The organism is Porphyromonas crevioricanis, from assembly GCF_900476255.1.
GTDB lineage: Bacteria > Bacteroidota > Bacteroidia > Bacteroidales > Porphyromonadaceae > Porphyromonas > Porphyromonas crevioricanis.
The window spans coordinates 125,001-151,521 of the sequence record NZ_LS483447.1 but is presented as its reverse complement, the minus strand read 5'-3'; the positions used below and the strand labels follow the sequence as shown (position 1 = coordinate 151,521).

General features: G+C 45.4%; 19 protein-coding genes, 2 tRNA genes and 2 rRNA genes (1 of these 23 running past the window's edge). 17 read left to right on the top strand and 6 right to left on the bottom strand.

Annotated elements, in window-relative coordinates; all coding sequences use genetic code 11:
- The first annotated feature begins 174 nt into the window (after positions 1-174).
- The 11 genes from DQN70_RS00670 (at position 175) to DQN70_RS00615 (ending at position 16,329) form a co-directional block, all read left to right on the top strand.
- A complete protein-coding gene (locus DQN70_RS00670; RefSeq protein WP_023939552.1) occupies positions 175-3,180 on the top strand; it encodes a leucine-rich repeat domain-containing protein in 3,006 nt (1,001 codons plus the stop codon).
- A 606-nt stretch (positions 3,181-3,786) separates the two neighbouring features.
- On the top strand, positions 3,787-5,769 hold the full coding sequence (locus tag DQN70_RS00665) for a peptide MFS transporter (RefSeq protein ID WP_023935928.1): 1,983 nt from the start codon (positions 3,787-3,789) through the stop codon (positions 5,767-5,769).
- A gap of 795 nt (positions 5,770-6,564) precedes the next feature.
- Entirely contained in the window at positions 6,565-7,209 is a 645-nt protein-coding gene (locus DQN70_RS00655; protein WP_023935924.1) for a MarR family transcriptional regulator, read from the top strand.
- Positions 7,206-7,919, top strand: coding sequence for a DUF3307 domain-containing protein (locus DQN70_RS00650; protein WP_023935922.1), 714 nt, complete (start codon positions 7,206-7,208; stop codon positions 7,917-7,919). Before DQN70_RS00655 ends, DQN70_RS00650 begins: the two co-directional genes overlap by 4 nt.
- 173 nt (positions 7,920-8,092) lie before the next feature.
- Positions 8,093-8,698: an FKBP-type peptidyl-prolyl cis-trans isomerase gene (locus DQN70_RS00645; RefSeq protein ID WP_023935920.1), complete on the top strand. Its 606-nt coding sequence runs from the start codon at positions 8,093-8,095 to the stop codon at positions 8,696-8,698.
- A 203-nt stretch (positions 8,699-8,901) separates the two neighbouring features.
- Positions 8,902-10,293, top strand: coding sequence for a trigger factor (locus DQN70_RS00640; protein WP_023939549.1), 1,392 nt, complete (start codon positions 8,902-8,904; stop codon positions 10,291-10,293).
- A gap of 142 nt (positions 10,294-10,435) precedes the next feature.
- Positions 10,436-11,047 (top strand): 50S ribosomal protein L25/general stress protein Ctc, encoded by a 612-nt coding sequence (locus DQN70_RS00635; RefSeq protein WP_023935915.1) that lies wholly within the window; start codon positions 10,436-10,438, stop codon positions 11,045-11,047.
- 173 nt (positions 11,048-11,220) lie between these two features.
- On the top strand, positions 11,221-11,778 hold the full coding sequence (pth, locus tag DQN70_RS00630; RefSeq protein ID WP_023935911.1) for an aminoacyl-tRNA hydrolase: 558 nt from the start codon (positions 11,221-11,223) through the stop codon (positions 11,776-11,778).
- 136 nt (positions 11,779-11,914) lie between these two features.
- Positions 11,915-14,392 carry a phenylalanine--tRNA ligase subunit beta gene (pheT, locus tag DQN70_RS00625; protein ID WP_023935909.1) on the top strand — a complete coding sequence of 826 codons (2,478 nt, stop codon included), beginning with the start codon at positions 11,915-11,917 and terminating at the stop codon, positions 14,390-14,392.
- A gap of 50 nt (positions 14,393-14,442) precedes the next feature.
- Positions 14,443-15,159, top strand: a complete 717-nt coding sequence (locus DQN70_RS00620) for a YebC/PmpR family DNA-binding transcriptional regulator (protein ID WP_023935907.1) — start codon at positions 14,443-14,445, stop codon at positions 15,157-15,159.
- Positions 15,160-15,318: 159 nt separating this feature from the next.
- The gene (locus DQN70_RS00615; protein WP_023939546.1) at positions 15,319-16,329 is read left to right on the top strand and encodes a type I phosphomannose isomerase catalytic subunit; all 1,011 of its coding nucleotides are present in this window, start codon (positions 15,319-15,321) and stop codon (positions 16,327-16,329) included.
- 63 nt (positions 16,330-16,392) lie between these two features.
- Here the strand turns inward: DQN70_RS00615 and DQN70_RS00610 are convergent, their stop codons facing one another.
- The 5 genes from DQN70_RS00610 to DQN70_RS09460 form a co-directional block, all read right to left on the bottom strand.
- A complete protein-coding gene (locus DQN70_RS00610) occupies positions 16,393-17,403 on the bottom strand; it encodes a GNAT family N-acetyltransferase (RefSeq protein ID WP_023939545.1) in 1,011 nt (336 codons plus the stop codon).
- 97 nt (positions 17,404-17,500) lie between these two features.
- On the bottom strand, positions 17,501-18,238 hold the full coding sequence (locus tag DQN70_RS00605; RefSeq protein WP_036888481.1) for a lysophospholipid acyltransferase family protein: 738 nt from the start codon (positions 18,236-18,238) through the stop codon (positions 17,501-17,503).
- Between the two features lie 52 nt (positions 18,239-18,290).
- On the bottom strand, positions 18,291-19,184 hold the full coding sequence (gene lptB / locus DQN70_RS00600; protein ID WP_023939544.1) for an LPS export ABC transporter ATP-binding protein: 894 nt from the start codon (positions 19,182-19,184) through the stop codon (positions 18,291-18,293).
- Positions 19,185-19,289: 105 nt separating this feature from the next.
- The gene (locus tag DQN70_RS00595; protein ID WP_111759308.1) at positions 19,290-20,468 is read right to left on the bottom strand and encodes a glycosyltransferase family 4 protein; all 1,179 of its coding nucleotides are present in this window, start codon (positions 20,466-20,468) and stop codon (positions 19,290-19,292) included.
- An 89-nt stretch (positions 20,469-20,557) separates the two neighbouring features.
- Complete coding sequence (locus DQN70_RS09460; RefSeq protein WP_036887659.1) at positions 20,558-20,818, bottom strand: hypothetical protein; 261 nt, start codon at positions 20,816-20,818, stop codon at positions 20,558-20,560.
- Positions 20,819-21,683: 865 nt separating this feature from the next.
- Here DQN70_RS09460 and DQN70_RS00585 point away from each other — a divergent pair.
- Positions 21,684-21,995, top strand: coding sequence for a hypothetical protein (locus DQN70_RS00585; protein ID WP_145980583.1), 312 nt, complete (start codon positions 21,684-21,686; stop codon positions 21,993-21,995).
- Entirely contained in the window at positions 21,992-22,549 is a 558-nt protein-coding gene (locus tag DQN70_RS00580) for a hypothetical protein (RefSeq protein ID WP_036888029.1), read from the top strand. Before DQN70_RS00585 ends, DQN70_RS00580 begins: the two co-directional genes overlap by 4 nt.
- Positions 22,550-22,640: 91 nt before the next feature.
- Here the strand turns inward: DQN70_RS00580 and DQN70_RS00575 are convergent, their stop codons facing one another.
- A complete protein-coding gene (locus DQN70_RS00575) occupies positions 22,641-22,958 on the bottom strand; it encodes a hypothetical protein (RefSeq protein ID WP_111759307.1) in 318 nt (105 codons plus the stop codon).
- Between the two features lie 500 nt (positions 22,959-23,458).
- Between DQN70_RS00575 and DQN70_RS00570 the strand changes: the two genes are divergently transcribed.
- The 4 genes from DQN70_RS00570 to DQN70_RS00555 form a co-directional block, all read left to right on the top strand.
- Positions 23,459-24,989 (top strand): 16S ribosomal RNA (locus DQN70_RS00570).
- Positions 24,990-25,236: 247 nt separating this feature from the next.
- Positions 25,237-25,310 (top strand) — tRNA-Ile (locus tag DQN70_RS00565).
- Between the two features lies 1 nt (position 25,311).
- Positions 25,312-25,385: transfer RNA gene (locus DQN70_RS00560), tRNA-Ala, on the top strand.
- A gap of 116 nt (positions 25,386-25,501) precedes the next feature.
- Positions 25,502-26,521, top strand: a 23S ribosomal RNA gene (locus DQN70_RS00555); it runs 1,858 nt beyond the window's last position.
- The 16S and 23S rRNA genes sit together here with 2 tRNA genes alongside, the layout of an rRNA operon.

Sequence of the window (26,521 nt, the reverse complement as noted above, 5' to 3'; positions counted from 1 at the left end):
GAGGAGAGGGCATTTTTTTTGAGCCGAGCTCCCTCCCCCTCAAAAAAACAGACCTCTTGCATACCGCACACCAATAGCGTTACATACTCGTGATTTTTTGGCCTTTGTCTTTTGTATATTTGCTCACCGAGGGCGTATAGTCGCTCCAAGTCAATAATAAAAACAAAGACAAGTATGGTGAAACTCACTAAGCTACAGTGGCTTGTTTGCTTCCTTTTGGCATCTATCTTGGGTGTTCAGGCTCAGACGGACAAGCCTGTTGTTACAATTCGCACGCAGTTGGAGTTTGGCTCTGCTATCACTCTTTACCCCAAAACAGAGAGCTATGACATTCCAATTAGTATCGATTTTGGAGATGGTCAATTAGAAACCAAAAACATTGATCCGAATGCTTCCGGATACTTCTCGAAGTTTGAGGGTACCGTAAAAGGCGAGGTAATTAAGATTTATGCTCCTTTGACCAAACTGGAGGCCGATGAGTTGAAAATTACTTCTATCAAACTTCTTCAGCAGGATAAGCTCAAATATTTGTCTCTCAAGAAGAATCTGATCACCAAGGATCAATTGGATTTGGTGGGTGCTCCCAGTTTAGAGACATTGGATTTGAGCTATAACAAGATGTCTTCTTTCGATTTCAGACCTTTCACAGCCCTGAAAGTTCTCAATATTTCTCACAACGAGTCCGTAGGGAATATCTTGGTAGAAGGGCTTGAGAAAATAGAGACGATCGATCTCTCTTACTGCGATGTAAGTGTATTCTATCCGGTACGCCTGCCTAATCTGAGAAGCCTCGATCTAAATCATAATACCTTGATGGAACTAGAGTTGGGGGACAACTATCCCATGTTGAGTTCTTTGAATGTTTCAAAGAATGAGCTCACAACTTTGAACCTCTCGAAGTGTACAGAATTAGCGCAGCTCAATTGTGACTCCAATGCCATGGCTACTCTCGATGTTTCAGCCAATGTGAAACTTGTCAGACTTAATTGTGCGGTGAACAAGCTGAAGTCTCTTAATGTCTCTCACAATACGGAGCTTACCGGTTTGTCTTGCGGGTTTAATGATGGGATCAGTGCACTTGATATTTCCAGCCTTGGTAAACTCTCCGATTTGAGTTGCGAGAGCAACAAGATCGATTTCTTGGATTTGTCCAACGCAACATATCTCAAGAGACTTAATGCTTCGGGCAACGAGCTTGCCTTTCTTGATTTCGATGCCAATGGCGGTAGCCTACAGTTCGTTGATGTCAGAGACAACAAGAATATGACTGCATGCTCTATCAACTTCATGTTTATGACTCTCCCTGTGCATAACGGCAGGGCATGGAGTGCCAACCTGCTTATCAAGGGTTGTCCTGGGGCAGAACAATCGGATCCCTCAAAGATCGAGATGCAGAGCGAAGATACCCCTTGGATTTTAGACGTAAGGGGCGATCAGTCGGCTACTTGCGATCAGGTACCTATAAAAATTATCGAGTCGAAAAATGGCACGATGTCTCTGACTCAATCCACCAACAAGTATGGGCAAGAGTATAGGCCGATAACGGACAAGGCCTATATTGGTCGTTTGATCAAAGCCGAAATCAAGGCCAATGAGGGTTATGAATTTGCAGGTATCAAGGTCAATGATAAATTGTTTAGACACAATCGGTTTGTGATTAGTGAGGCCAATTCTACTATTGAACCAGTATTTTTGCTCCCATCCATACTTACACTCAAAGCCAAGAAGGGGCATGATCTATCCATTGCCTTTACTGTTCCGGAAGGTTCCGATGGCTTGACTATCGACTGGGGAGACGGAGTAAGGATGCCTTACAACATTTCCTCAACGAGTTTGACCCGTCTGGATCACAAGGCTCTGGGCGAAACGATCAAGATCGAGGGAGAGATCAAGCATGCGATGTTGGATAGCTATCCCCAGGTAGGCGATTTTGATAACGACCTTCAGGGAATTGAAATACAAAGCCAGTCGAAGCTCGAAATACTCGAGTTATTTATGAATCCGGGGATCAAGAAATTAGACCTCAGAGGATGCCCCAATCTTCAGGAATTGAATTGTGAGTTCTGTGGGATTGAGACATTGGATGTATCCAATCTTGTAGAGCTAAAAACTCTCCGCTGTAGCGGCAATGAGTTGCGCAGTTTGGATGTGAAGAATTTGGTTAATCTCGAAGATTTGGGTATCAAGAAGAATCATATTTCGGAGATGGACCTGACTGCTAATACAAAACTAAAAAAACTGGAGGTGCATACAAACCAACTATCCGATATAAAAGGCTTGGATAAGCTGACGGAGCTTGAGATGTTCAATGCTTCTTTCAATAATCTCTCCAATATAGATGTCTCCAAAAACGGCAAATTGACCGCTCTCTATCTATCCGGTAACCAGCTCGAGAAGCTCGATTTGACCAATAATACAAGTCTTGTGTCTCTCCATTTTGATAGGAATAAGATTAAGCATCTTGATCTTTCCAAAAATATCAATCTCGGAGCTATCCATTGTGAAAGCAATGGGATGACAGCTTGTGAATTGAATGACTTCTATTTTACTCTCCCACAGCACAAAGCTATCCCCGACTATCAGCAGAACTTTACCCTCTTTGTTAAGGAGGCCGAGAGTGATTCGCACAATCAAGCCGAGAAGGCAGCCTCTCTCATTGCTTCTCTCAAGGGTTGGAAAGTAAATTATGAAGGTGATGGCACGGGGTGCAATGAGGCCTACATCCAGATCCTACCTGCTGAAAATGGAGCTTTGTCTCTCCTGAAAAGTGACGGAGGAGAAGTGAAGTCTGGAGATAAGGTGAAAGTCGATACTCCTCTGACGATCAAAGCTGTTGCTAACGAGGGTTTCCACGTGAAGCATGTTCGTGCCAACGGAAAGAATATCGAGGATCTTACTATTCCCTATGTCCTGAAAGGTTTCACGGTCTTCCAGCTCATTACTCAGCAGGGAACGGCTGTTTGGGTGCCTGTTGAAGAAAATATCTTTGGCATATCCAATCATACAATCCTTGTGAATTGTAAGGCTCAAGCCGTTAGTCTGTACGACCTTATGGGGAACACTATCTATAAGGGTGGTAAGGAGGACAGCTACCGAATCGAAGTCGAACCGGGCGCATACATCCTTCAGATTACAAACAATCAGAATAACATGCGGGCTTACAAGGTTATTGTAGAGTGACCGAATATGCTATTGAGAGGTTTGGAGTAGTCTTTCCTTTCAGTCGCTAATGAAGAGCGAGACCGTGTCGGAGTATCGATCACGGTCTCGCTCTTTTGGATTGAGCTTTTTGGAGACTTTCGAATGAATGTTCTTGAATGGCATTTGAAACTCGTCATTTTGTTGACTTTGCAGAATACTGTACTTAATGCATTGTTGCAAAATCGTATAACGATCCCTTTGCCATAGAGAGGAGGTTAGTTAGCGGAGAGGCGGAGATATGGCACGAAGAGAATGCTTTTTCTGCATCGGAATGCGGTATGTATGTCTTCGTGGGCAGAATGGAATCTCGATGATAGTAATGTAGACCAAAGTTTGTACATTTGTAGATAATCACATAGATAGTGTAGTACATGTTTCTCGACCATTGGTTTTTGGTTTTTGGCTTTTTTTGTCACCGTTGTGCTGTCTCTTGTGTGCAGATTGAGGAGTCTCTCGGTTGTGCAGATCGAGACAATGGCTTTGCCATACAAAAAGCTGATATATACAGAGACCGGATAGAGTGAAACTATTGAATATTCATACAATCCATATTATAATTCTAAACCAGTAATCAAACAAAAATTTATGGCAAAGAATCACCCCAAAGGGCTTATCGTTTTGGCCCTTGCCAATATGGGCGAACGCTTCGGCTATTACACCATGCTGGCCATTTTAGCGCTGTACATGCAGGCTAAGTTCGGATTCTCATCCGCAACGACTAGCTTGATCTATGGCACATTCCTCGCTTTGGTGTATTTCCTACCGGTTTTCGGAGGTATTGTGGCTGATAAGTGGTTGGGCTACGGCAAGACCATCCTTATCGGTATCACTATCATGTTTGCCGGGTATCTGCTTTTGGGTATTCCATTCGGTACCGACTCTGTTGGTATCCTGTTCATGTCCTTGTCGTTGATATTGATTTCGGCCGGTACGGGACTTTTCAAAGGGAATTTGCAGGCTTTGGTAGGTAAGCTGTACGACAATCCTTTGTACAGCAAGAACCGAGATATGGCTTTCTCTATTTTCTACATGTTTATCAACATTGGTGCTTTCTTTGCTCCGAGTATGGGAAATACCATTACCAATAGCGTATTGGCAAAGGAGAATTTTTATTACGATGCCTCCATACCCAGAAACTATGTGGCATTGAATGACAAAGTGGTCGATGCCGATCAATTCGTGGCTGAGTATGCTCGCAAACACCCTCACTACAGTGGTTGGGCTGCTGACAAGCAGGACGAGGCAATTGCCAAGGCTAAGAAAAAAGCCGGGGTGATGTTTGCCGAAGATGAGGCAAAGGTCCTCTTCAACCTCAAGTTGGCAGGTCTGCATCAGTATACCAAGGCTGGCAAGATCTCCGATCCGGCTTTGATGGTGACTTCCAGTGACTACGAAATTATAAACAGCCGGGATGCTGCCGATGCTGCCAAGAAAGAACAAATATTGGCTCGTGTGGCAGCAGCAGAAGTGACAGATCCTGTTCTTTTAGCTTCCACTGACTCAAAGGGCTTTGAGCGTGATTTCGGTAATAAATATGTGACAGAGTTGCTCTCTACTTCGTACAGTTGGGCTTTCTTTGTTGCTTGCGGTAGCTTAATCATCTCTATTCTTATCTTCTTCGTTTTCCGCTCTACATGGAAGTCTGCCGATGTCACAGCCAAGCAAGCCAAGGCTGCAGCTGCCAAGGGCGAACACTCAGCCGTAGAGATGTCTCCGAAAGAGGTAAAAGAGCGTCTTTTGGCTCTTGGTCTGGTGTTCCTCGTTGTTATCTTCTTCTGGATGGCTTTCCACCAGAATGGCCTTACCATGACCTTCTTTGCTCGTGACTATACCGAAAGCAAGGTGTCACCTAACCAATTCATGGCCTTCTCTCTGGTGATGCTCATTCCTTTTATTTGCTTCATGTACGGAGTTTATCTTTCAAGTTTTGGTTTGTTGGGAGGAAAGCGCAACGCCAAGACCGGTCTTATCCTCATTGTGCTGGGTATTGCCGGACTTGTCGGTGGTTACTTCTTAGACATTGCTTCTATCACTGAGGCTACCAAGAGTATTACTCCGCAAATCTTCCAGCAGTTCAATCCATTCTTTATCATCCTGCTCACACCTGTGACGGTAGGCTTTTTCACCTACCTGTCTCGTCGTGATAGAGAGCCTTCTGCTCCTCGCAAGATCGGTATTGGTATGCTGTTGGCCGCTGTCGGCTTCCTCGTATTGCTGGTTGGCTCTATCGGTTTGCCTGCACCCAGTGACATTGAGGGTACCAGCAGCATATTGGTAAGCCCCAATGTGCTGATCGGTACATATTTCGTACTTACTCTGGCTGAACTTTTCCTTAGCCCGATGGGTCTGTCGTTTGTGTCCAAGGTGGCTCCTCCTCAGTATGCAGGTTTGATGCAAGGTGGTTGGTTGGCCGCCACAGCTGTGGGTAACTTGCTTGTAGGTGTGATGGGATCTTTCTGGGAAAAAATGTCGTTGGTAGCTTTCTGGGGCGTTCTGATCGCTTGCTGCTTGCTCTCTGCTGCATTCATTTTCTCTGTAATGAAGCGTCTGGAGCGTGTGACAGCTTAAGGGAAATCGTCTTATAATTTCAATACCCGAGAGGAGGGTGTGTCCATAATCCAATTTATGGCACACCCTCTTTTTATGTATTAGATATTCAAGGTATAACGACGTGTTTTTTCTGTTTAGCCTTGTGAATTTTTGTCCTCTTTCTGAGCTGCTTTTATACTCGGATTGCGGTCCTTCGGAGTGGGTTTTCCTGCTCTTTTTTTGATGTCCATAGGAGCTGTTTTTTGCTGACACGGGAGAGAGCGAAAATTCTCTCCTGTGAGAGCAAAATTTTTCTCCTGTGAGAGCAAATTTTTTCTCAGGAGAGAAATTTGACCTCTCCAAAACGCTCTATTCATCGGTGTTCTGGAAGGTCTTTCAGAACGCATAAAAGGCTACCCATTTATCTGTATGCATAGCCTCTTTTTCCCTCTCTTTTTCCTCTTTTTTCTGCGATCGAATATTTACAAAACATGTTTATTTCGAGAGCGTAAAATAGGAGCTTTCACCCAAACAATTGCAGATCGAAGCTCCCTGCCATGTTGGGCCCGTGTGGGCAAGAGTAAGCCAAAGTAAATATGACTATTAGCAGCTTTATGTAACGCTGTACTTGCGGCATCGCTATGGATATTGATGGTATTACCTCCCATCCCTGATGACACTTCTTTTATTTATGGAAAGCCTCCCTTATTTGGGTGATTCTTGGATAACAACTCTTTTATGCTGATTTGATTAAATCAACCTGATTAGGCTGATTTGTCAATCTTATGTGCTACTTTTGTGGCAGAATAATGTATAATCCTCAGAGGTTGCTACATGAAAATAAAAGGAGTTATTACTGGAGATATTGTTTCTTCCTCATCCATTCAGCTGGAATGGAGAGAGAAGCTATTACTCACTATGCAGGAAATAGCTGAGGACTTGAAAGAGGTCTCGGATTTGCAGATAGAGTTTTTTCGGGGAGACAGTTTTCAGCTTTTGGTGGAACAACCAGAAAAAACATTGCTGGTGGCCATCCTTTTTCGAGCAGGCTTGGTAAGTCGCACACCTCAGGAGAGTAAGAGACGCTGGGATGCCCGTGTGTCTATAGGTATAGGAGAGGTCAGTTTCCTATCAGACAATATCTTAGTCTCGGATGGAGAAGCCTTTCATTTCTCCGGAAGGGAAATGGATGACATCAAGAAAAAGAGACTTACTTTGCGTACGAGGTGGGAGCATATCAATGAAGAGCTATCGGTCAGTACAGCTTTTGCCGATGACATTATTTCGGGATGGACGCAAGCCCAAGCAGAGGTAATCTACCTCGTATTATTGCATGATATTACTCAGAAAGAAATCGCTTCTCGGATTGACAAATCCCCTCAAACAATAAGTAAACTTTTGGGTACTGCCAAGGAAAACTTGATCAAGAAATACTTGGAGCGTTATCAGAAACTAATCCTTAAAGAGATCAATAAATGAACATGATAGTACTATTACGACTGCTTTTCGCCCATGTCCTTGCCGATTTTGCATTGCAGTCGGACAAACTATCCAAGGGGAAAAGTGCGGGAGGACGTAAAGGTTTTGACTACCTTCTGCTGCACAGCTTTATTCATGCTGTATTAGCCTACCTATTCGTGGCACAGTGGACGAATTACCTGCTCCCTCTTATCATCTTCTTTACCCATTTCGGAATGGATTGGTTCAAAGCCACGAAAATGAGACAGACTATAACAGCTTTCCTCTTGGATCAGGTGGTACACGTTGCCGTGATCCTTGTCTTATGGCTTGTGTTCTTTGCCGAAGGATTTACCCTCTCTCAACTTCCCATGGAGTGGAATACGCCCAAAGTATGGCTCATTGCCATCGCATATCTGCTTGTTCTGCAGCCATCCTCCATTCTTTTGGGACTGTTTATTGCGAAATGGACGCCACAGGAGTTGAAGGATAAATCTCTTCCGAATGCAGGGAAGTGGATTGGATATTTGGAACGTTTGCTCATCCTGACTTTTATCCTGACTGAGAGTATAGAAGGGGTAGGTTTCCTTTTGGCTGCAAAGTCTATTTTCAGATTTGGGGAGTTGAACAAGGCCCGTGAAATACGAACGACAGAATATGTTCTGATAGGCACATTGGTAAGTTTTGGTATCGCCATTATGCTTGGTTCGGCTGTTTTGATGCTGCAATAGGGCTAAGCTAGCTCCTCATGTTTCACTCCATATATAGTATTATCTTTGCGCCGAGCTATCTAGATCGTGCAAGGAACTGTATGTCACTGCAAAGTGAGAGGATGCAGTCTAAGAAAAGCACGAAGAGTTATTGATAGCCAGGTAATTGAATCAAAACGAAAAGAAGATTTAGGATGAAGACAATATCCAACAATTTGTTTGTAGCCTGCAAGTATGAACTCTTTGCAGGTGAGCAGGAAGAGCGTCAGCTTGTGGAGCAGGCAACAGCCGAGAAGCCCATGGCTTATATCCATGGCATGGGGCTAATGCTGGAGGCTTTCGAGAAGAAAATGCAGAACCTGAAAGTGGGAGACAAGTTCGATTTCGAGTTGAGCCCGGAGGAAGCCTACGGAATGACCAATAAGGAATACATCATTGATTTGCCCAAGAAAATCTTTCAGAATGATAAGGAAGAATTTGATGCTGAAAACGTATTCCCGGGTAACACCTTGCCTATGAATGACAGCGAGGGGAATATGCTCGTGGGCAAAGTGGTCGAAGTAAAGGATGATGTAGTGGTAATGGATTTCAATCATCCGTTGGCCAATAATTACCTGCACTTCGTAGGAGAGGTCTTGGAGGTACGAGAGGCTACAGCCGAAGACAATGCACAGTTCTTCAACAATCATGGTGGTTGCAGCTGTGGTTGCGGTGACGAACATGAGTCAAGTTGTGGCTGCGGAGAAGAAGGTGGCTCCTGTGGCGGAGGTTGTGGCGGTGGCTGTAGTTGTGGTTGCTGATACTTTATCTATATAGGAGATACACATACTTGAATTTAGAGCGACAGTCTCACAAACTGGGCTTTTGCCGGTTCGTGAGACTGTCGCTTTATTAGTCGGTTGATATTGTGTACCTTTGCCGAGCTATTGTCGGCCGGAGGCTGAGCTCCTGGTCGATAATGCTTGGATATTTTGTATTTGGAATACAACAAGTAGGAGAATATATGAATGTAAATATTAAGTACACGGATGATGTACAAGCCGTACTGACAGTAGAGTTGGCCCAGCAGGATTATGAGGCCGAGGTAGAGAAGTCACTTCGCTCTCACAGGTCTAAGGTAGATATGCCGGGATTTAGGAAAGGCCATGTACCTCTGAGCTTGGTAAAGAAGAGATTCGGTCTTGCTGTTAAGATCGAGGAGATCAACAGAAAAGTCGGAGAGGCCATGTACAACTATATTCGCGAAGAGAAGATACATGTTCTCGGAGAGCCGATGATCAAACAAGAATATTCGGATCAGGATATGGAAGGCCTGCAGGATTTCAAGTTTGATTTCGATGTTGCCATTGCTCCGAAGTTGGATATAAACTTGGGCAAGGAAGATAAGATCGTCTTCTATAATATCTCTGTTTCCGATGCCGATATAGACGAGCAAGTTCAGCATATACGCGAGCAGAATAAGGTTTCTGTCGATGCTGATTCTTACGAGGAGGGAGACATCGTTAAGGGACGCCTCACACAGTTGGAAAATGGACAGCCCAAAGACGGTGGTATAGAGAAAGAAAATGCCGTCTTGTTCCCTCAGTTTATGAAAGATGAGACTGAGAAAGCCAAGTTTGCCTCAGTGAAGCGCAACACGGTGCTCACACTCGATTTGTACAAGGCTTATGAAGGAAACGCCTTCGAGCTTTCTTCTCTCTTGGGCATCGACCGCAAAGAAGTAGAGCGGTGTAAAGATGTCGAGTTTGCTTTTGAGATTGCATCTATCTCACGGAAGAAAGATCCCGAATTCAACGAAGAGTTCTTCAAGACCGTATTCGCTGAACAGGAAGATGTGACAGACGAAGCCTCTATGCGCAATTGGATTCGCACCGATATGGAGCGTCAGTTGAGAGAGGAAGGGGATTATAAGTTCCAGGTAGACATGTATAAATATCTGGCAGATAAGAATCAATCTGCTGTTTATCCTCTGGATTTACTCAAACGCTGGTATGCCAATCAGAAGCGCGATGAGAAAAAGACAAGCGAGGACGCAAGTGCCGAAGTAGACAAGATGCTCCCAGCCCTCACAGAAAGTCTTCTGAGAGATAAGTTGGCTGAGAAGTATGATGTCAAGCCGAACAAAGATGAGCTTATGGCCCTTGCTCGCAAGATCACGCAGGCACGCTTTGCCCAATATGGCTTGTCGAGAGCTCCGCAGGATTTGATAGACAAGTATGCTGCCGAAATGTTGCAAAACAGAGAGCAGAGTGAGCACGTATATCTCCGAGCTACGGATATGCTTTTGGCACGCCGTATCCAATCCGAGGTGACACTGGATGAAAAGACATTGAGCCAAGACGAATACAAAGACTTGGTTGCTAAAGAAAATATAGAAGATAGCGCAGAGGCATAATAGACTTCTTAGGAGTCGGGTTTTATCTGGAAAGAAGGGAAAACCTATCTTTGCGCCACTTTTGAGATAAAAGTCTGATATCCCTCCGTGTGATGGGAGATTAGGTAAAGCTAATTTTGAGTAACACAAAAAACAGACAAGAATGAAAGAATTTAACCTGAAAGCCAATCCTCGTACGGATCTTGGTAAGAAAGCCTCCAAGGCTCTTCGTGTGAGCAATGAAATTCCTGCCGTACTTTACGGGGAGGGAGAAGTGCAGCATTTGGTAATTACGCAGGAGGCTGTACGCAAGTTGGTTTATAGCCCGGAGATCTTTTTGATCAATCTGGATGTAAATGGCCAGTCTTGCAAGTGTATCATGAAGGATATTCAGTTCCACCCGGTAAACGACCGTATTTTGCACATGGATTTGCTTCGTGTATCTGAGAACAAGCCTGTGGTTATGGAAGTGCCGGTGGTACTCAAGGGACACTCTGTCGGTGTGAAAGCCGGTGGTAAGCTCCAGCTCGATATGCGTCGTCTGCGTGTAAAAGCTGTTTATTCGTCTATTCCTGAAAATTTGGTTATCGATGTTACCAAATTGGGTCTCGGCAAGACAATCCAAGTTGGAGAGCTTGCTTTTGAAGGCTTGGAGTTGATGAATGCGAAGAACGCAGTTGTATGTGCAGTGAAACTCACTCGTGCAGCGCAAGGTGCAGCTCGTGCCGCCATGATGGAGGCTACTGATGAGGAAGAAGAAGCTACGGAAGAGTAATTTTTTCTGACCTGACAGATCTCCTTGTCCTCTCTCTTCGAGAAGATGAGGATGAAGATTTGCCCAAGGAAATGTTTTTGGAGGCTGTCTATGAAAAGTGTATTGCTTTTCGAGGGCAGCCTCGTTCTTTTTTTTGATTTTGATAGAAAAGACAAGATCCATTTGTCGATAAGATGAAGTATTTGATAGTAGGACTTGGAAATATCGGGGCCGAATACTGTGGTACCAGACATAATATTGGCTTTCGCATGGTGAACGCTATTGCTGAGACGGTTGGCGCATTATTTAAGGAGGAGCGTTATGGGGCGATAGCTCGCATGAGGATAAAAAATGCCGAATTGATATTGCTGAAGCCGAATACCTATATGAATCTGAGTGGCAATGCCGTCCGATATTGGGCGCAGCAAGAGAAGATCCCCATAGAGCGGATATTGATATTGCTTGATGATTTGGCCTTGCCTTTCGGAAAATTGAGATTGAAGGCCTCCGGAAGTGATGCCGGGCACAATGGCCTGAAAAATATAGCTCAGTTATTGGGTACGCAGGCTTATCCCAGATTGCGCTTTGGGATTGGCAATGACTACCCTCGAGGAGGGCAAATCGATTATGTCCTCGGGCAATTTTCCGAGGGAGAGCTTACCGAGATGAACCCGGCTTTGGATAAGGTTGTGGAGATTGTCCGTAGCTTTTGCCTTGAGGGTATAGATCGGGCAATGAACCGGTACAATTAAGTTGGTATTTATCAGCCCCTTTGGCCTCTTTGTCAAGTCTCTTTTGCAGACTCATCGGACCGGGTTTGACTCGATGAAAGAGAACGGAATAAATAGCTAAATTTGTACCGCAATAAATAGAAGTATCGCACTACACATGAATATTTCATACAACCGTCTTCGGCGGTATATCGATATAGATTTAAGTCCTAACGAACTTTCCGAGATTCTTACTTCCATCGGTCTTGAAGTGTCCGGTGTCAATCAGGTCGAATCGATCCCCGGAGGCCTCAAGGGCTTGGTCGTGGGGCATGTCTTGACTTGTGAGCCTCATCCCGATAGTACTCACTTGCATGTGACCTCGGTGGATGTAGGTCTGGATACCCCCTTGCAGATCGTTTGCGGAGCTCCTAATGTAGCTGCCGGTTTGTACGTTGTTGTGGCCACTATCGGTACGATATTGGGGCAAGATCAGGCCAATCCATTTCTGATCAAGAAGTCTCGCCTGCGTGGAGTGGATAGCTTTGGGATGATCTGTTCGGAGAGCGAAATAGGTGTTGGGAAGTCCTGTTCCGGAATAATTTCTCTACCGGCAGAGGAGGTATACCCCGGTATGCCTGCTGCAGAGTTCTATAGGGTGGAGACAGATTATGTGATTGAGGTGGATATTACTCCCAACAGGGTAGATGCCACTTCGCACTACGGAGTAGCAAGGGATTTGGCTGCTTATCTTACTGCTCATACGGGTAAGGTTGTGCGTGCTCAATACCCGGAGTTGCCGGAGTTGATCATCCCCGAAAAACCTACTGTTCCGGTTGAGATAGCCTGTCCGGCGGAGCTATGCCCACGTTTTGAGATGCTGAGAATAGATGGCGTACGGGTGGGAGAGAGTCCTACTTGGTTGGCAAATACAATTCGGGCAATAGGGCTCAAGCCGATCAATAATATCGTGGATATTTCCAATTTCGTTTTGCACGAGTTGGGACAGCCTTTGCATTGCTATGATGCCGATATGGTAGACGGAGGTGTTGTTGTGCGTTTGGCCCAGGAGGGAGAGAGCTTTGTTACTCTCGATGGGGTAGAGCGTAAGCTTACCGCCGACGATATTATCATAGCTTCCGGCCGAGACGAGCCTCTGTGTATTGCCGGAGTGCTTGGTGGCTTGGAGTCAGGTACTACCGAGCGCACAGCCTCTGTGCTAATTGAGGCGGCCAACTTCCATCCAACGAGCGTTCGCAAGACAGCCCGTCGCTTGGGCATCAATTCGGATGCCTCTTTCCGCTTCGAGCGAGGTTTGGATGCCAATAATACGCACCGAGCTTTGCTGAGAGCCGCAGCTTTGATTCAGGAGATAGCCGGAGGACAGATAACCTCGGCTGTAACCGATATATATTCCGTGAAGCAGGAACCTCACAAGGTTGCATTGAGCCTTAGTTGGCTGGATCGTCTGATCGGAAAGAAGATCCCTCAGCCGGAGGTTGAGACCATCTTGGAAGCATTGGAGATCCGTATCGCGGATAGGCAGGGAGACACACTACAGCTCGAAGTCCCTCGCTATCGCACAGATGTGACAAGAGATGTCGATGTAGCCGAGGAGATCCTACGCATCTATGGCTACAACAATGTGGAGCTGGACGGACGGATGACAATCTCCATTGGTGACGAATCGCAGGAAGATCGGCAACACAATTTGTCTACTATTCTTTCTGAGCAGCTTGTAGGTGCCGGATTTAATGAGATCCTCTGCAATTCGCTCACTTCTTCATCTTTTTATCACAACTTACATTCTTGTCCCGAATCTCATTTGGTGAGATTGATAAATCCGCTTAGCAATGAGTTGGATGTTATGCGCTCCACCTTGCTTTTCGGGGGGTTGCAGTCTCTCTCTCGCAACGAGCATCGCAAGGCTAACCGCTTCTATTACTTCGAGTGGGGCAATGTTTACAGCTTTGTCCCGAGTGATAAGTCCGAGTCTTCGGCAGATGTTTTGTCGAGCTATCAGCAAGAGACCCGTTTGGCTCTGTGGATTGCCGGACAGCGAGTAAGTGGCTCTTGGGCACATCCCGATGAGGCTTCATCAGTGTCTGAAATCAAGGCACATGTGATGAACATACTCAAGCGTTCGGCCGTGGATACAGAGCAGTTGGAGTTGAGAGAAGGCGGTTCAGACCTCTACAAGGTCAGTATGGATATTTACGCCTCTAATACCTATCTGGGTACTTGGGGGATTATCTCTCCTTCCGTGACAAAAGCCATGGATATTCCTTTTGAGGTTTATTATGCAGAGCTTTCTTGGCAAGCTATTTTTGAGTTAGGCAGTCGTCGGGCCGGATTCGAGGCTCACTCTTTGCCTAAGTATCCCGAAGTGAAGCGAGATTTGGCTTTGTTGATAGATAAAGAGGTGAGCTTTGCTCGGATACAGGAGGTTGCACGCAATACCGAGCGAAAGCTACTCAGGCGAGTGGAGCTATTCGATGTCTATGAAGGTAAGCACCTGCCCGAGGGAAAGAAGAGTTATGCTGTAAGTTTCTATCTCAGGGATGACAATAGGACGATGAGTGAGAAGCAGATCGAGTCCATAATGAACAAGCTGATTCAGGCCATGGATAAGCAATTAGGGGCCAGTCTGAGATGAGCTGCGACAGTAATAAAAATACAACGATATAGCATTTCGAAATAATAGATATGGGAAGAGCATTTGAATACCGTAAGGCGAGAAAGATGAAACGCTGGGGCAATATGGCCAGAGTGTTTACTAAGCTGGGAAAGGAAATCACAATTGCAGCTAAAGACGGAGGACCGGACCCGGATACCAATCCGCGTCTTCGCGTGTTGATCCAGACGGCAAAAAAGGAGAACATGCCCAAGGACAACGTAGAGCGAGCTATCAAGAAAGCAACGGAGAAAGACTTTACGGATTACAAGGAGATCAATTACGAAGGCTATGGCCCACACGGTATCGCTATTTTCGTAGAGACTGCAACAGACAACAATACACGTACGGTAGCCAATATCCGTAGCTACTTCAATAAGCATGGAGGTAGTCTCGGCACGAGCGGTAGCTTGGAGTTCCTCTTCGATCATAAGTGTATATTCCATATCACCAGACCTGAGAATGTAGATCTGGAGAGCTTGGAATTAGAGCTTATTGACTTCGGTGTAAATGAGCTGGAGGAGGATGAGGAAGAAAATGAAATCATCCTTTATGGTGACTTCGCAGATAATAGCACAATACAGAAATACCTCGAAGAGAATGGTTACGAGATCAAGTCGGCCGAGTTTGTTCGTATGCCGAAAGACACCAAAGCTGTTACCGATGAGCAAAGGGAGCAGGTGGATAAATTGATCGAAAGAATCGAGGAAGACGAAGATGTGCAGAACGTATTCACCAATATGGAGTAAAGCTCCATACAGAGCTATTCACGGGTTGCCCTTTTCTGCTCTGTTTAGCAGAGGAGTAAATAAATAGAGTATTGTACAGCCCGAAAACTCACACCAATGCCCTCGGAGTAGACATTGTAGTCTGCAAAGGGGCATTGTTGTTTAATCAAATGACTTTTTATGCATCTTCCCTGTCCGCTTTATCCGCTTCGTTTTGAGCCTTATCTCAAGGAGGTTCTTTGGGGAGGGCAGAGACTGCCCAGGTTCAAAGGCCTTGATGCAACTGACCCGGCAGCTCTCTATGGGGAGTCTTGGGAGGTTGCCCAGTTGCCTGCGCATTGTTCAGTGGTGGCAGAAGGTTCTCTGAAAGGCTATCGGCTTGATAGATTGATAAGTCTCTACGGTCCTGTTTTTATGGGAGAGAAAGTCTACGCACAATACCCCGGTTCCTTCCCTCTGTTGATAAAGTACATTGATGCACAGCAGGACTTATCTATCCAAGTGCACCCGGATGATCGATTGGCGCAGCAGTTGCATGGCCCATCGGCAAAAGGGAAGACAGAGATGTGGTATATCATTGATGCTGCTCCCGGAGCCTCTCTTTACTGTGGATTGAAATCTCCCATCACGGAACAAGAGTACAGGAGACGAATTGCCGAAGGAACAATAGAGGAGGTTTTGATCCGGCATGAAGTAAAAGCAGGAGATGTTTTCTTCCTTCCTCCCGGACGTATCCATTCTATCGGGAAAGGGTGTTTATTGGCGGAGATCCAGCAAAGCTCCGATTTGACTTACCGCATATATGATTTTATGCGCAAAGACAAGGATGGCAATTATAGAGAATTGCATACGGATTATGCTGCTAAGGCAATCGATTATTCTATCCCAACGTCAGGTTATCAGCTTGAATATGAGATTTTTGAAGGGCGTTTTCGGTCACCTTTGGTTGGCTGTGAATACTTCTCTGTTGCGTTGCTGTCAATGACGCAAGGATGCCAAACCGTAGACCTTTCTTTTCGCGATAGTTTTACGATCTTGCAGTGTGTCGAAGGAGAAGGAGTATTGAGGGATCTGCAAGGCTATTCCACAAACTTGTATCGTGGGGATACTCTCCTTTTGCCGGCTCAGATTCGAGGGTTTGTATTAGAGACACAAGGGGGGCTCAAATTGCTCGATACCTACGTCCCATAATTGCTTCTGTTAAGCTCTTCAGGGGCTTATGCCATGACGGAGAGGAGAAGATTCGTCTGGGGATTAACGTAATGAGAGAAGCCTTTTCCGGGTAGGCTGGTCTAATCGCTCTATTGCATAGCGGAGTGTGGTGCGAGGCATGAACGAACCCCATTGTTCTATAAAGGAAATCATTTGATCCACATCTTTCTTTCCGACTTCCCGCAGGGCCCAGCCCATGGCTTTGTGTATAAGGTGGTGAGGGTGGCTTAGATTTTCTTGTACAACGTGGAGAGTCGGAGCTATGATGCCTTGCCGGACTAGGCCCAGAGTAGAAACGATGCCGATACGCTTGATCCAAAGATTCGAGTTGGCAGACAAAGAATATATCTCTGTATAATCTTGCCCTTTCTTGTGGGCATAGTCTCCGATAAGATATGGGGCTGAGAGATCGACCAGATCCCAATTGTTTATCCCGGGGAAGTGCTGTACATAGGTCTGATGCAGGAGTTCTCTTTCTTCCGGGAGTTTGCTTTTTCTGTACATCCCGGTAAGCCCAATGACTGCAATAAGTCGCAAATCATGTATAGGGTGGGATAGTAGTTCCGAGATGAGAGATTCGGAGAAAGGCCCAAGTATCTGCTCCGATTTTCGCAGTTGTGGTAAAGTGAGAGGTAACACCTGATCTCCAAAGCCGTATTCTCCGGGTTTGATCCCCAATACTCGCTCTACAAAATATTTTTTCTCTTCCGGTTGGCGCATCGGGCGCAAGTAGTCGGCTATGTCTTCAGCCGAAGCAGAGAGAGCCCGTTGAGAGGCGTTGCGCTGGATAAGCATGGCCGCATCGTTGCAAGCTGAGAGGAGTTTCAGTCGATGTTCTGCGGCATATCTCACTGCTAAATCCACCAGTTCCCTGCCCAAGCCCCCTCCTCTGTGTTTCGGGTCGACCACTGTGTGGAGTACTTTTAGAAAGTTATCGGCTATACATACCACTTCTATATATCCCCCTTCTTGTCCTGATGGAGTTTTTACAGTCAGACGAAAAGGTGTGTTTGCGAATATTCTGTGTTGCTGATAGCGACTTTGGTAGAGCATATTGTGGAAGATTTGAGTGGATAAAAGACCTCTGTTTGATTCGTATAGTAGAATAGGCTCTTTTCCTTTGTCTGAGAAGAGAACCTATGGAACATTATTAGTTCTGCTCCAAGGGAAGAGCTGAGGCAATACTCCTTTTTGCTGCTTCTGCAGCTGCAACAAAGGCTTGTGGTTTCTCACCAAAATCGGATACTTTCATCTCTGGATGGATTGTAAGCTTCAGAAGGGTAGGGCGGGGGAGAACTTTCCCTATTGGAAGGGTTTTATATGAGCCTTCGATTGAGACAGGGAGGAGTGGTATATCCAATTCGTCTGCCATCAGAATAGCCCCTTTTTTGAATCGCCCCATTCGCCCGTTGGTCGTGCGGCTGCCTTCAGGAAATATGAAAATGGATGTGTTTTCGCTCAATACCTTTTTTGCCTGCCGCATGGTATATTGTATGGAGCTGGGTTTGCGGTCGTCCACAAAGATGAACCCAGCATATCGGCAGGCCAATCCGACAAATGGAATTTTGCGGATGCCGTCTTTCATCACCCAGCGGAAAGGGATACCCAAGTGTCCGTACATCATGAAGATATCGAATGCTCCCTGATGATTTGCTACTACTACATAGTTCTGTTTCGGACGAATATGTTCCCTTCCTTGTACTTTTATTCGGCAGCCGGAGAGGATGATTGCCACTTTGGACCATATCATGCCTGGATAATAGGCAAATATCCTTCGTCCGCCCAAACTGCAACCAATGACTGTGACTAAGGTGCAGAGGATTGTGCATACTGTGAAGAGCGGAAAAGCTATTAGGCAGAAATAGAGGAGGTATAATATTCGTAGCATATCGGTATGGAGAGGCTTCGGAGAATGCAACAAAGAGGAGAGGGAGCTGTTTTTACTGCTTTAGGAATTGCTTTCGTCTAAGTTTAAAATCTTTACCCAGATATTTTTCTCTCACAATTTCGTTCTCGGCCAATTCTTCAGCCGTCCCTTGGAATAAGACTTTCCCCTCGAAAAGCAAATAAGCTCTATCGGTGATGCTGAGTGTTTCATAAACATTGTGGTCAGTGATGAGTATCCCGATATTTTTGTTTTTCAGTCCGGCTACAATATGCTGTATATCCTGCACTGCGATTGGGTCTACTCCGGCAAAAGGCTCATCAAGCATGATAAATTTGGGGTCGATTGCCAGACAACGAGCTATCTCTGCACGTCGTCTTTCTCCCCCGGATAATCTGTTCCCATGGTTCTTTCTCACTTTCTCCAAGTGGAATTCCGCAATCAAACTTTCCAACTTTTCGCGTTGCTCCTGAGGGCTTTTGTTTGTCATTTCGAGAACAGCTCTGATGTTGTCCTCGACAGAGAGCTTGCGAAAAATAGATGCTTCCTGTGCCAGGTAACCAATTCCGGCTTGGGCTCGCTTGTATACCGGATATTGTGTGATATCAGTATCATTGAGGAATATTCGCCCTTCATTCGGAACCACCAGGCCGGTCGTCATATAAAATGTAGTTGTCTTGCCGGCCCCATTTGGCCCCAATACCCCTACAATTTCTCCCTGATGCAACTCGATAGATACATGATTGACCACCGTTCGATTGCGGTAACGCTTCACCAAATTCTCCGTGCGAAGCACAAGTGGGGTTTCTGCTTGCTGAGCTGCTGTATCCGAGCTATCCGGATCCAAGAGAGTATTTGTTTGTGTGTCTTCGGGGGAGAGCAGATTGTCTCCGACTTCATCCACTGAGGAGTTGTCCTTTGGGGAATCAAGAGTTGTATTGTCTTCCATAAGAGGGCTTTGTTGAATCACAAATATAGGCAACTTTCAGCTCTCATGCGGAGTTTATCCGACAAGAATGAGGTTATATTTCGCACAAAATACCTTGTCTATATATCACTTTTCAGCCTCTTCTATCTGACCTTTTTCGAGCTGTTGGTATAGTTTATGATACTCCTCTGCCATGCGTGGAGCCGAGTAGTAGCGAGTGAAGTCCTGTGCTTCTATTTCGTCGAATTGATAGTCAAGAGCTTTTTCTATTGCTAAGGCGCAGGCTTCGACATCGGTTGGCTCAAAGTGTAGAGGTTTGATGGATGGTAATCGCTCTGTTATCTCTTCAAAAGCTGGAATCGCAGAGGATACAACTGTACAACGCATGGCAATTGCTTCTACCACAGTCAAGCCAAAGCCTTCTGTAAGAGATGCCGTAACGTGCATATCCGCTGCACGGAAGTATTCTGGCATATTACTTACCAGACCATCGAAGCGAACACGAACTCCCAAACTCTGTGCCAGAGATCGACATCGTTCCTGCATGATACCACTGCCGAGGAAAATGATAAGGTGATCATCCGATATTCGCTTAGAACTATTGAGCAGCCCCACAGCTCGAATCAGTGTTGGCTGATTTTTCAGAGAAGTGTAGAGACCAACGGCCACCAGAACGGTTGTCGAGTTGGACAATCCCAGTTTCTTGCGGCACTCGGCCTTGGTGTCGACATTTTCCATTTGCCCAAAGCGTTGAGGGTCTATTCCATTGGATACGGTATAAGTGTGTACAGCGGTTCCTAATCTTTTTTTGTAGTAATTGGTTGTCGATTGGGTGATCCCTACGACGGCTTGCATTCGAGATAACTGCGAGAGGAGACGATGCGTCATATAAGAGCCGATCAGTTTCCCCTTTACTATCGGGAAGCTATCACCTGCGATATTGTGTTGAGTGCTTATTCGTCGATACTCCCCATGCAAGTTCGCTGCTACCAAGTCGGGGTGATAGCCATGTGTATGTATCAGATCTATATTTCTTGCTTGGAGTATTTCGTTTATGTGCCGACTCACCTTTTTTGTCCGTAGTTCCAGTTGCCAAAGACTATAGCCAAGGGTGAGTAGTTCGCATCCATGTTCTTTGAAGTGTTGGCGTAGGTTTGCCCTGGAAGGTGCGCTATCTCTCAATTCGATAATTATGGGGAGGTATAGTTTTTTTGGCAGGTATGCTATTATGTTGTATAGTACGTAGACGGGTGCTGCTTCTATTATTCGGTTTATGACAAAAGCGATTGGTTTGGCGGGCTTCATAAGGGCAGAGTAGCTTTAAGAGGCGGTTGTAGCGTATGGGTGCTGCATCTTTGGCGATATTTCTTGGAGTATGTGTAGCCCATATAAGACTACTCTGCGAAAGTACAAATTATCGGCCTTGAGGGGGGATGTTGTATTCTGTCATCGTAGGGAACGATTTCTCTTTTTTCTTTCTGCTGATTATTCCTTCTTGCATCTCTTTTGTATCTATATAATTTTCCTAAGAATATTATAATTTCATTTTCTTTTTCTGGTATTTTTTCTTGAAATTGGGGTATTATTGAGTCTGTTTTTCTCTTGTTTTTTTTGTTCTCTATGGAGCTGTTTTTTTCTAACAGGGGAGCGAGCAAAAATTCTCTCCTGTGAGAGCAAACTTTTTCTCCTGTGTTAGCAAAATTTCTCTGAGGAGAAAAAACCGACCTTTCCAGAACGCTCTATTCATCGGCCTTTTAGGCGGTCATTGTAAAGCCTTTGAGAGTTTTTTTTGTTCACTTGTATTTGGCTGCTTTTTCAGGTGTTTTTTCTCTTCTTTTTGCGAGCATGATGCTTAACAAAACATATCACCTTTGAGTTTGAAAAATTTACTTAGATCTACGGAAATCTATTGCAATAGTTCCTGATGAAGATGTGTTATGATGCTCAAATTGTTGAGATGCTTGCAACAATCGACTTTGGTACCACGCTCCGATACACTTCTTTCTACCCTAGTCTTATTGTCTTGTATTTTGAGCACTCAGAGACACTCAAATGGGGCTGTGTCGAAAGTTAGACTTTCACATAGCTCTTTTTTCTTTGTTCGCTGGGCTCTGTAGCCTGAATTTGTAGTAGACAAGATGTCAGAGAGAAGAGGAGGAAGAGGGCCTCCCCATAGGTGATTTAGCCTGAGCATAGGAAATACAGCAAAAAGTTATTTGCAATTCTAATAAGCTAATTGTTAATTATATAAGTGTTTTTATGCGCGATTTTTCAAAATCGTCAGTATTTGGAATGCGTAAATAGTCCAAAAAGATGTGCAAGTAGTACAAAAGAAAATCCTTTTGATTGCTCAACTTTGTGGCAGGAGTTCCTGCATCAGACCTTCTTTTGTAGTGGAGGGAGTGAGGGATACTTTTTTGGGGAGGGCTTGTTTGCCCTTTTGAGGAAAGAGAAAATATCTAACAATTCGACTATTCAATTTGGCATCAAACCTCTTAATAACTCATTATTAGTATTAGTATGAAATCATTTAACTACTCAATTGGTATGAAAATCTCCTCAACAAGGAAGAGCATGTTTGTGGCGATAGCTGCACTGTTCAGTATGATGCTTGCCTCGCCGGCAGTGGCACAACTGCCAACAACCAGATATGGCATCTATATAGCCGGTACTGAGATTATCCTGGGTAACTGCAGCGATCTTTCGTCTATCGAAGGTGTTTCGGGAACGGCCAAATACTCTCCAATTACCCGAACTCTTACTCTCACAGATGTTACGATCGATGGGGGAAATAAGGCTAGCATTGTTGTAAAGTCTCCAGTAAAATCGTGATAAATGGGACATGTCGTTTGGCAAGGTGGGTGGATATTTATGAGAATTGTGGAATTTATGGCTCTGGATCACTTGCTATTGATGAGAAAGAAGGTACGGGCCTTCTTATAAACAAGGATGCCACTCTTAGAATCTCACACTGTCGTGTAGACGTTAGAGGTAGATGGGGCATCGCAGGAAAAGGCAAACTTATTGTCGAGAATTCTACTGTAGGGGCAGAAGGTAGCGGTGGGTCTATTTCCGGCTTGGCTTCGTTTACGCTCAAGGATTGCTACATTACTGAGCCAGCAGGAGCTGTATGGAATGAGGGACAACATGCCGTATGTGATGCATCTGGAAACATCATTAAAGGCGTTGTGGTAATCAGGCCAAGGACAGTTGACATAGAGCATATTCGTCCCGATACTCCGATTCACCGCAACATCTACAATTTCGAAGGAGTGAAGATCAATATCCCATTCGATCAATTGCCTTCTGGAGTCTACATCGTAGATGGTAAGAAAGTACTCAAGAACCGATACGGATCGCATACTACAAAAGATTGGGGGCATTGACTGCAAATCGATGCTCCTTCTGTTTTTCTCTTCTCTGTACAATAGCCTATCTGTTTTTTATGCATACCCACCTTTCAAGCTCCACTAATTCTTATTTTTGTACACCTCCCTCTTTTTTCTTCTTCTTTCCTCTATGTTCTCTCCATCTTGTATGCATATATGTATACCTCATGTATATGTGTACCTCTTCTGATCTTTTTCCTTCTTTCGCATAATCCTTTTCCATTACTTCTGCCCGGTGATTGGGCAAGGCCTCTCCTCTCTCGCTTCTCCTCTCTCGCTTCTCCCTTCTCGCTTCTTTTTTCATAATCTCATGTGTTTCCATGTTTTTTTTCTCTTTTTCTTGATTTCTTGTTTTGGAGTTGTTTTTCCGGGAAAAAGTTTTGTTTTTGTTTCGTGCTGATTTCAAGTCTGTTAGGCCTCTCTCGACTAATCTTTCGTCAAATATTTTGGTATTTGATTTGGATTGGAAGGAAAAACTGTTTTATCTTTGCATTCGCTAAGCCCGAGCGGGGCGCCACTTGAAAGGAATGGCAGAAGGCGATAGAGCTGTTATTTGAGGAGTGTGTACTCCTTTTTTTTGACAGTGGTCTGCTGCTTGTTTTTTTAAGTTGGACTCGGTTTTCCTTTTTTTTGAGTGGCTTTTTGCAGCTGATCCAGAGGGTTGGCTTGCCGGGGAGCATTCTTAGGAAAGGGGAGTTTAGGTAAAGCGAAGAGATCTTTGACGATATTCATAGAACAAAAGTGTAGTACAGGAATGTTTTTTTCCTCTCCTTTATTTTGGCTGTGAAGTTTTTTTCACGTGATTATTATAGAGGGGGTCATATAAGGAAACGAGACTTTCGTCAAGTACAACCAACCAGGCGAACGATAATGAGCATATAACAGGAAAACAAACAAAACAAGATAACAATGGAGAGTTTGATCCTGGCTCAGGATGAACGCTAGCGATAGGCTTAACACATGCAAGTCGAGGGGCATCGGGTAAGTAGCTTGCTACTTATGCCGGCGACCGGCGCACGGGTGCGTAACGCGTATGCAACCTACCTGTCAGACTGGGATAACCCGGTGAAAGCCGGACTAATACTGGATACACTTATTCTTCTGCATGGGGGGATAAGGAAAGATTTATTACTGACAGATGGGCATGCGTTCCATTAGCTAGTTGGTGAGGTAACGGCTCACCAAGGCGACGATGGATAGGGGAACTGAGAGGTTTATCCCCCACACTGGTACTGAGACACGGACCAGACTCCTACGGGAGGCAGCAGTGAGGAATATTGGTCAATGGGCGAGAGCCTGAACCAGCCAAGTCGCGTGAGGGCAGACGGTCCTAAGGATTGTAAACCTCTTTTTCAGGGGAGTAAAATTAGATACGCGTATTTAATTGCAAGTACCCTGCGAATAAGCATCGGCTAACTCCGTGCCAGCAGCCGCGGTAATACGGAGGATGCGAGCGTTATCCGGATTTATTGGGTTTAAAGGGTGCGTAGGTTGTTTTGTAAGTCAGTGGTGAAACCTGGGGGCTCAACCCCTAGCATGCCGTTGAAACTGCAGAGCTAGAGATTAGAATAGGTAGGCGGAATGTATGGTGTAGCGGTGAAATGCATAGATATCATACAGAACCCCGATTGCGAAGGCAGCTTACCGGGCTATATCTGACACTGAAGCACGAAAGCGTGGGTATCAAACAGGATTAGATACCCTGGTAGTCCACGCCGTAAACGATGATTACTCGGAGTATGCGATATGAGTGTATGCTTCTTAGCGAAAGCGTTAAGTAATCCACCTGGGGAGTACGTCGGCAACGATGAAACTCAAAGGAATTGACGGGGGCCCGCACAAGCGGAGGAACATGTGGTTTAATTCGATGATACGCGAGGAACCTTACCCGGGATTGAAATATAGATGACAGGCAGCGAGAGTTGTTATCCCTTCGGGGCATCTATGTAGGTGCTGCATGGTTGTCGTCAGCTCGTGCCGTGAGGTGTCGGCTTAAGTGCCCTAACGAGCGCAACCCACATTATTAGTTACTAACAGGTTAAGCTGAGGACTCTAATAAGACTGCCGGCGTAAGCCGTGAGGAAGGTGTGGATGACGTCAAATCAGCACGGCCCTTACATCCGGGGCGACACACGTGTTACAATGGTAGGGACAAAGGGCAGCTACCGGGCGACCGGATGCGAATCTCCAAACCCTATCCCAGTTCGGATCGGAGTCTGCAACTCGACTCTGTGAAGCTGGATTCGCTAGTAATCGCGCATCAGCCATGGCGCGGTGAATACGTTCCCGGGCCTTGTACACACCGCCCGTCAAGCCATGGGAGTCGGGGGTACCTGAAGTACGTAACCGCGAGGGGCGTCCTAGGGTAATACCGGTGACTGGGGCTAAGTCGTAACAAGGTAGCCGTACCGGAAGGTGCGGCTGGAACACCTCCTTTCTGGAGTTCGTTACGTTTGCACAGGGAAGGATTTTATGTATAAGACGACTTGTGCTCTCTTTTGTTTCTATGATTTTCGATATAGGTGTTAGTTCTGTTTATGGGCTCTTTCATTTTATCGAGTCTTCTGCGTGAATATTTTAGCGTGGGGGGGGATAGGAGAGTGTTTTGTATAGGTGGCTAACATCATGGAGACCACTGGGAGATGGGCGTTATTATTTTCCGTGTGTTTTCAGGCAGTCGATGCAGTCCTATAGCTCAGTTGGTTAGAGCGCTACACTGATAATGTAGAGGTCGGCAGTTCAACTCTGCCTGGGACTACGGGGGATTAGCTCAGCTGGCTAGAGCACCTGCTTTGCAAGCAGGGGGTCATCGGTTCGAATCCGATATTCTCCACATTTCTTATTAGGGGAGGATCTTCTAATAGGGAAGCGATCTTTGACGTAATGATAGAACAAAAACAATAGAGCAAAAAGAAAACAACCCGTGTGTAGGATTAACCACACACATAAGGCGAATTTGATAAGGGCAGACGGTGGATGCCTAGGCTCTCAGAAGCGAAGAAGGACGTGATAAGCTGCGAAAAGCTGCGGTTATTGGCACATACGAATTGACCCGCAGATTTCCGAATGGGGCAACCCGTCAGGCAGGAGGTCTGACACTGCGACAAGCAGGGCGAACGTGGGGAACTGAAACATCTTAGTACCCATAGGAAAAGAAAACAAAAGTGATTCCCTCAGTAGTGGCGAGCGAACGGGGATTAGCCCAAACCTATATTGTGATTGCAATATGGGGGTAATAGGACTTCGATATAGATTTTACACAGTTAGAAGAAGCGTATGGAAATGCGCACCATAGGGGGTGATAGTCCCGTATTTTAAAGCTGGGTTAGAGTTTTAGGAGTATCCTGAGTAGCGCGGGACACGAGAAATCTTGCGTGAATTAGCGGGGCCCATCCCGTAAGGCTAAATATGTCTGAGAGACCGATAGTGAACCAGTACCGTGAGGGAAAGGTGAAAAGAACCTCGAACAGAGGAGTGCAATAGATCCTGAACCCGTCTGCCTACAAGCGGTAGGAGCCGATATTATATTGGTGACTGCGTGCCTTTTGCATAATGAACCTACGAGTTTTTCTATTCGGCGAGGTTAAGGTGTTAATCACCGGAGCCGTAGCGAAAGCGAGTTTTAAACAGCGTATAGTCGGATGGAGAAGACGCGAAACCAAGTGATCTACCCTTGGTCAGGTTGAAGGTTAGGTAACACTAACTGGAGGATCGAATCGTTAAGCGTTGAAAAGCTTTCGAATGAACTGAGGGTAGGGGTGAAAGGCTAATCAAACTTGGAGATAGCTCGTACTCCCCGAAATGCATTTAGGTGCAGCCTTGTATTTTTTGACTGTGAGGTAGAGCGACTGATTGGATGCGAGGGTTTCACCGCCTATCAAGTCCAGACAAACTCCGAATGCGCAGTTCATATATTACAGGAGTGAGGGCATGGGTGCTAAGGTCCATGTCCGAGAGGAGAAGAATCCG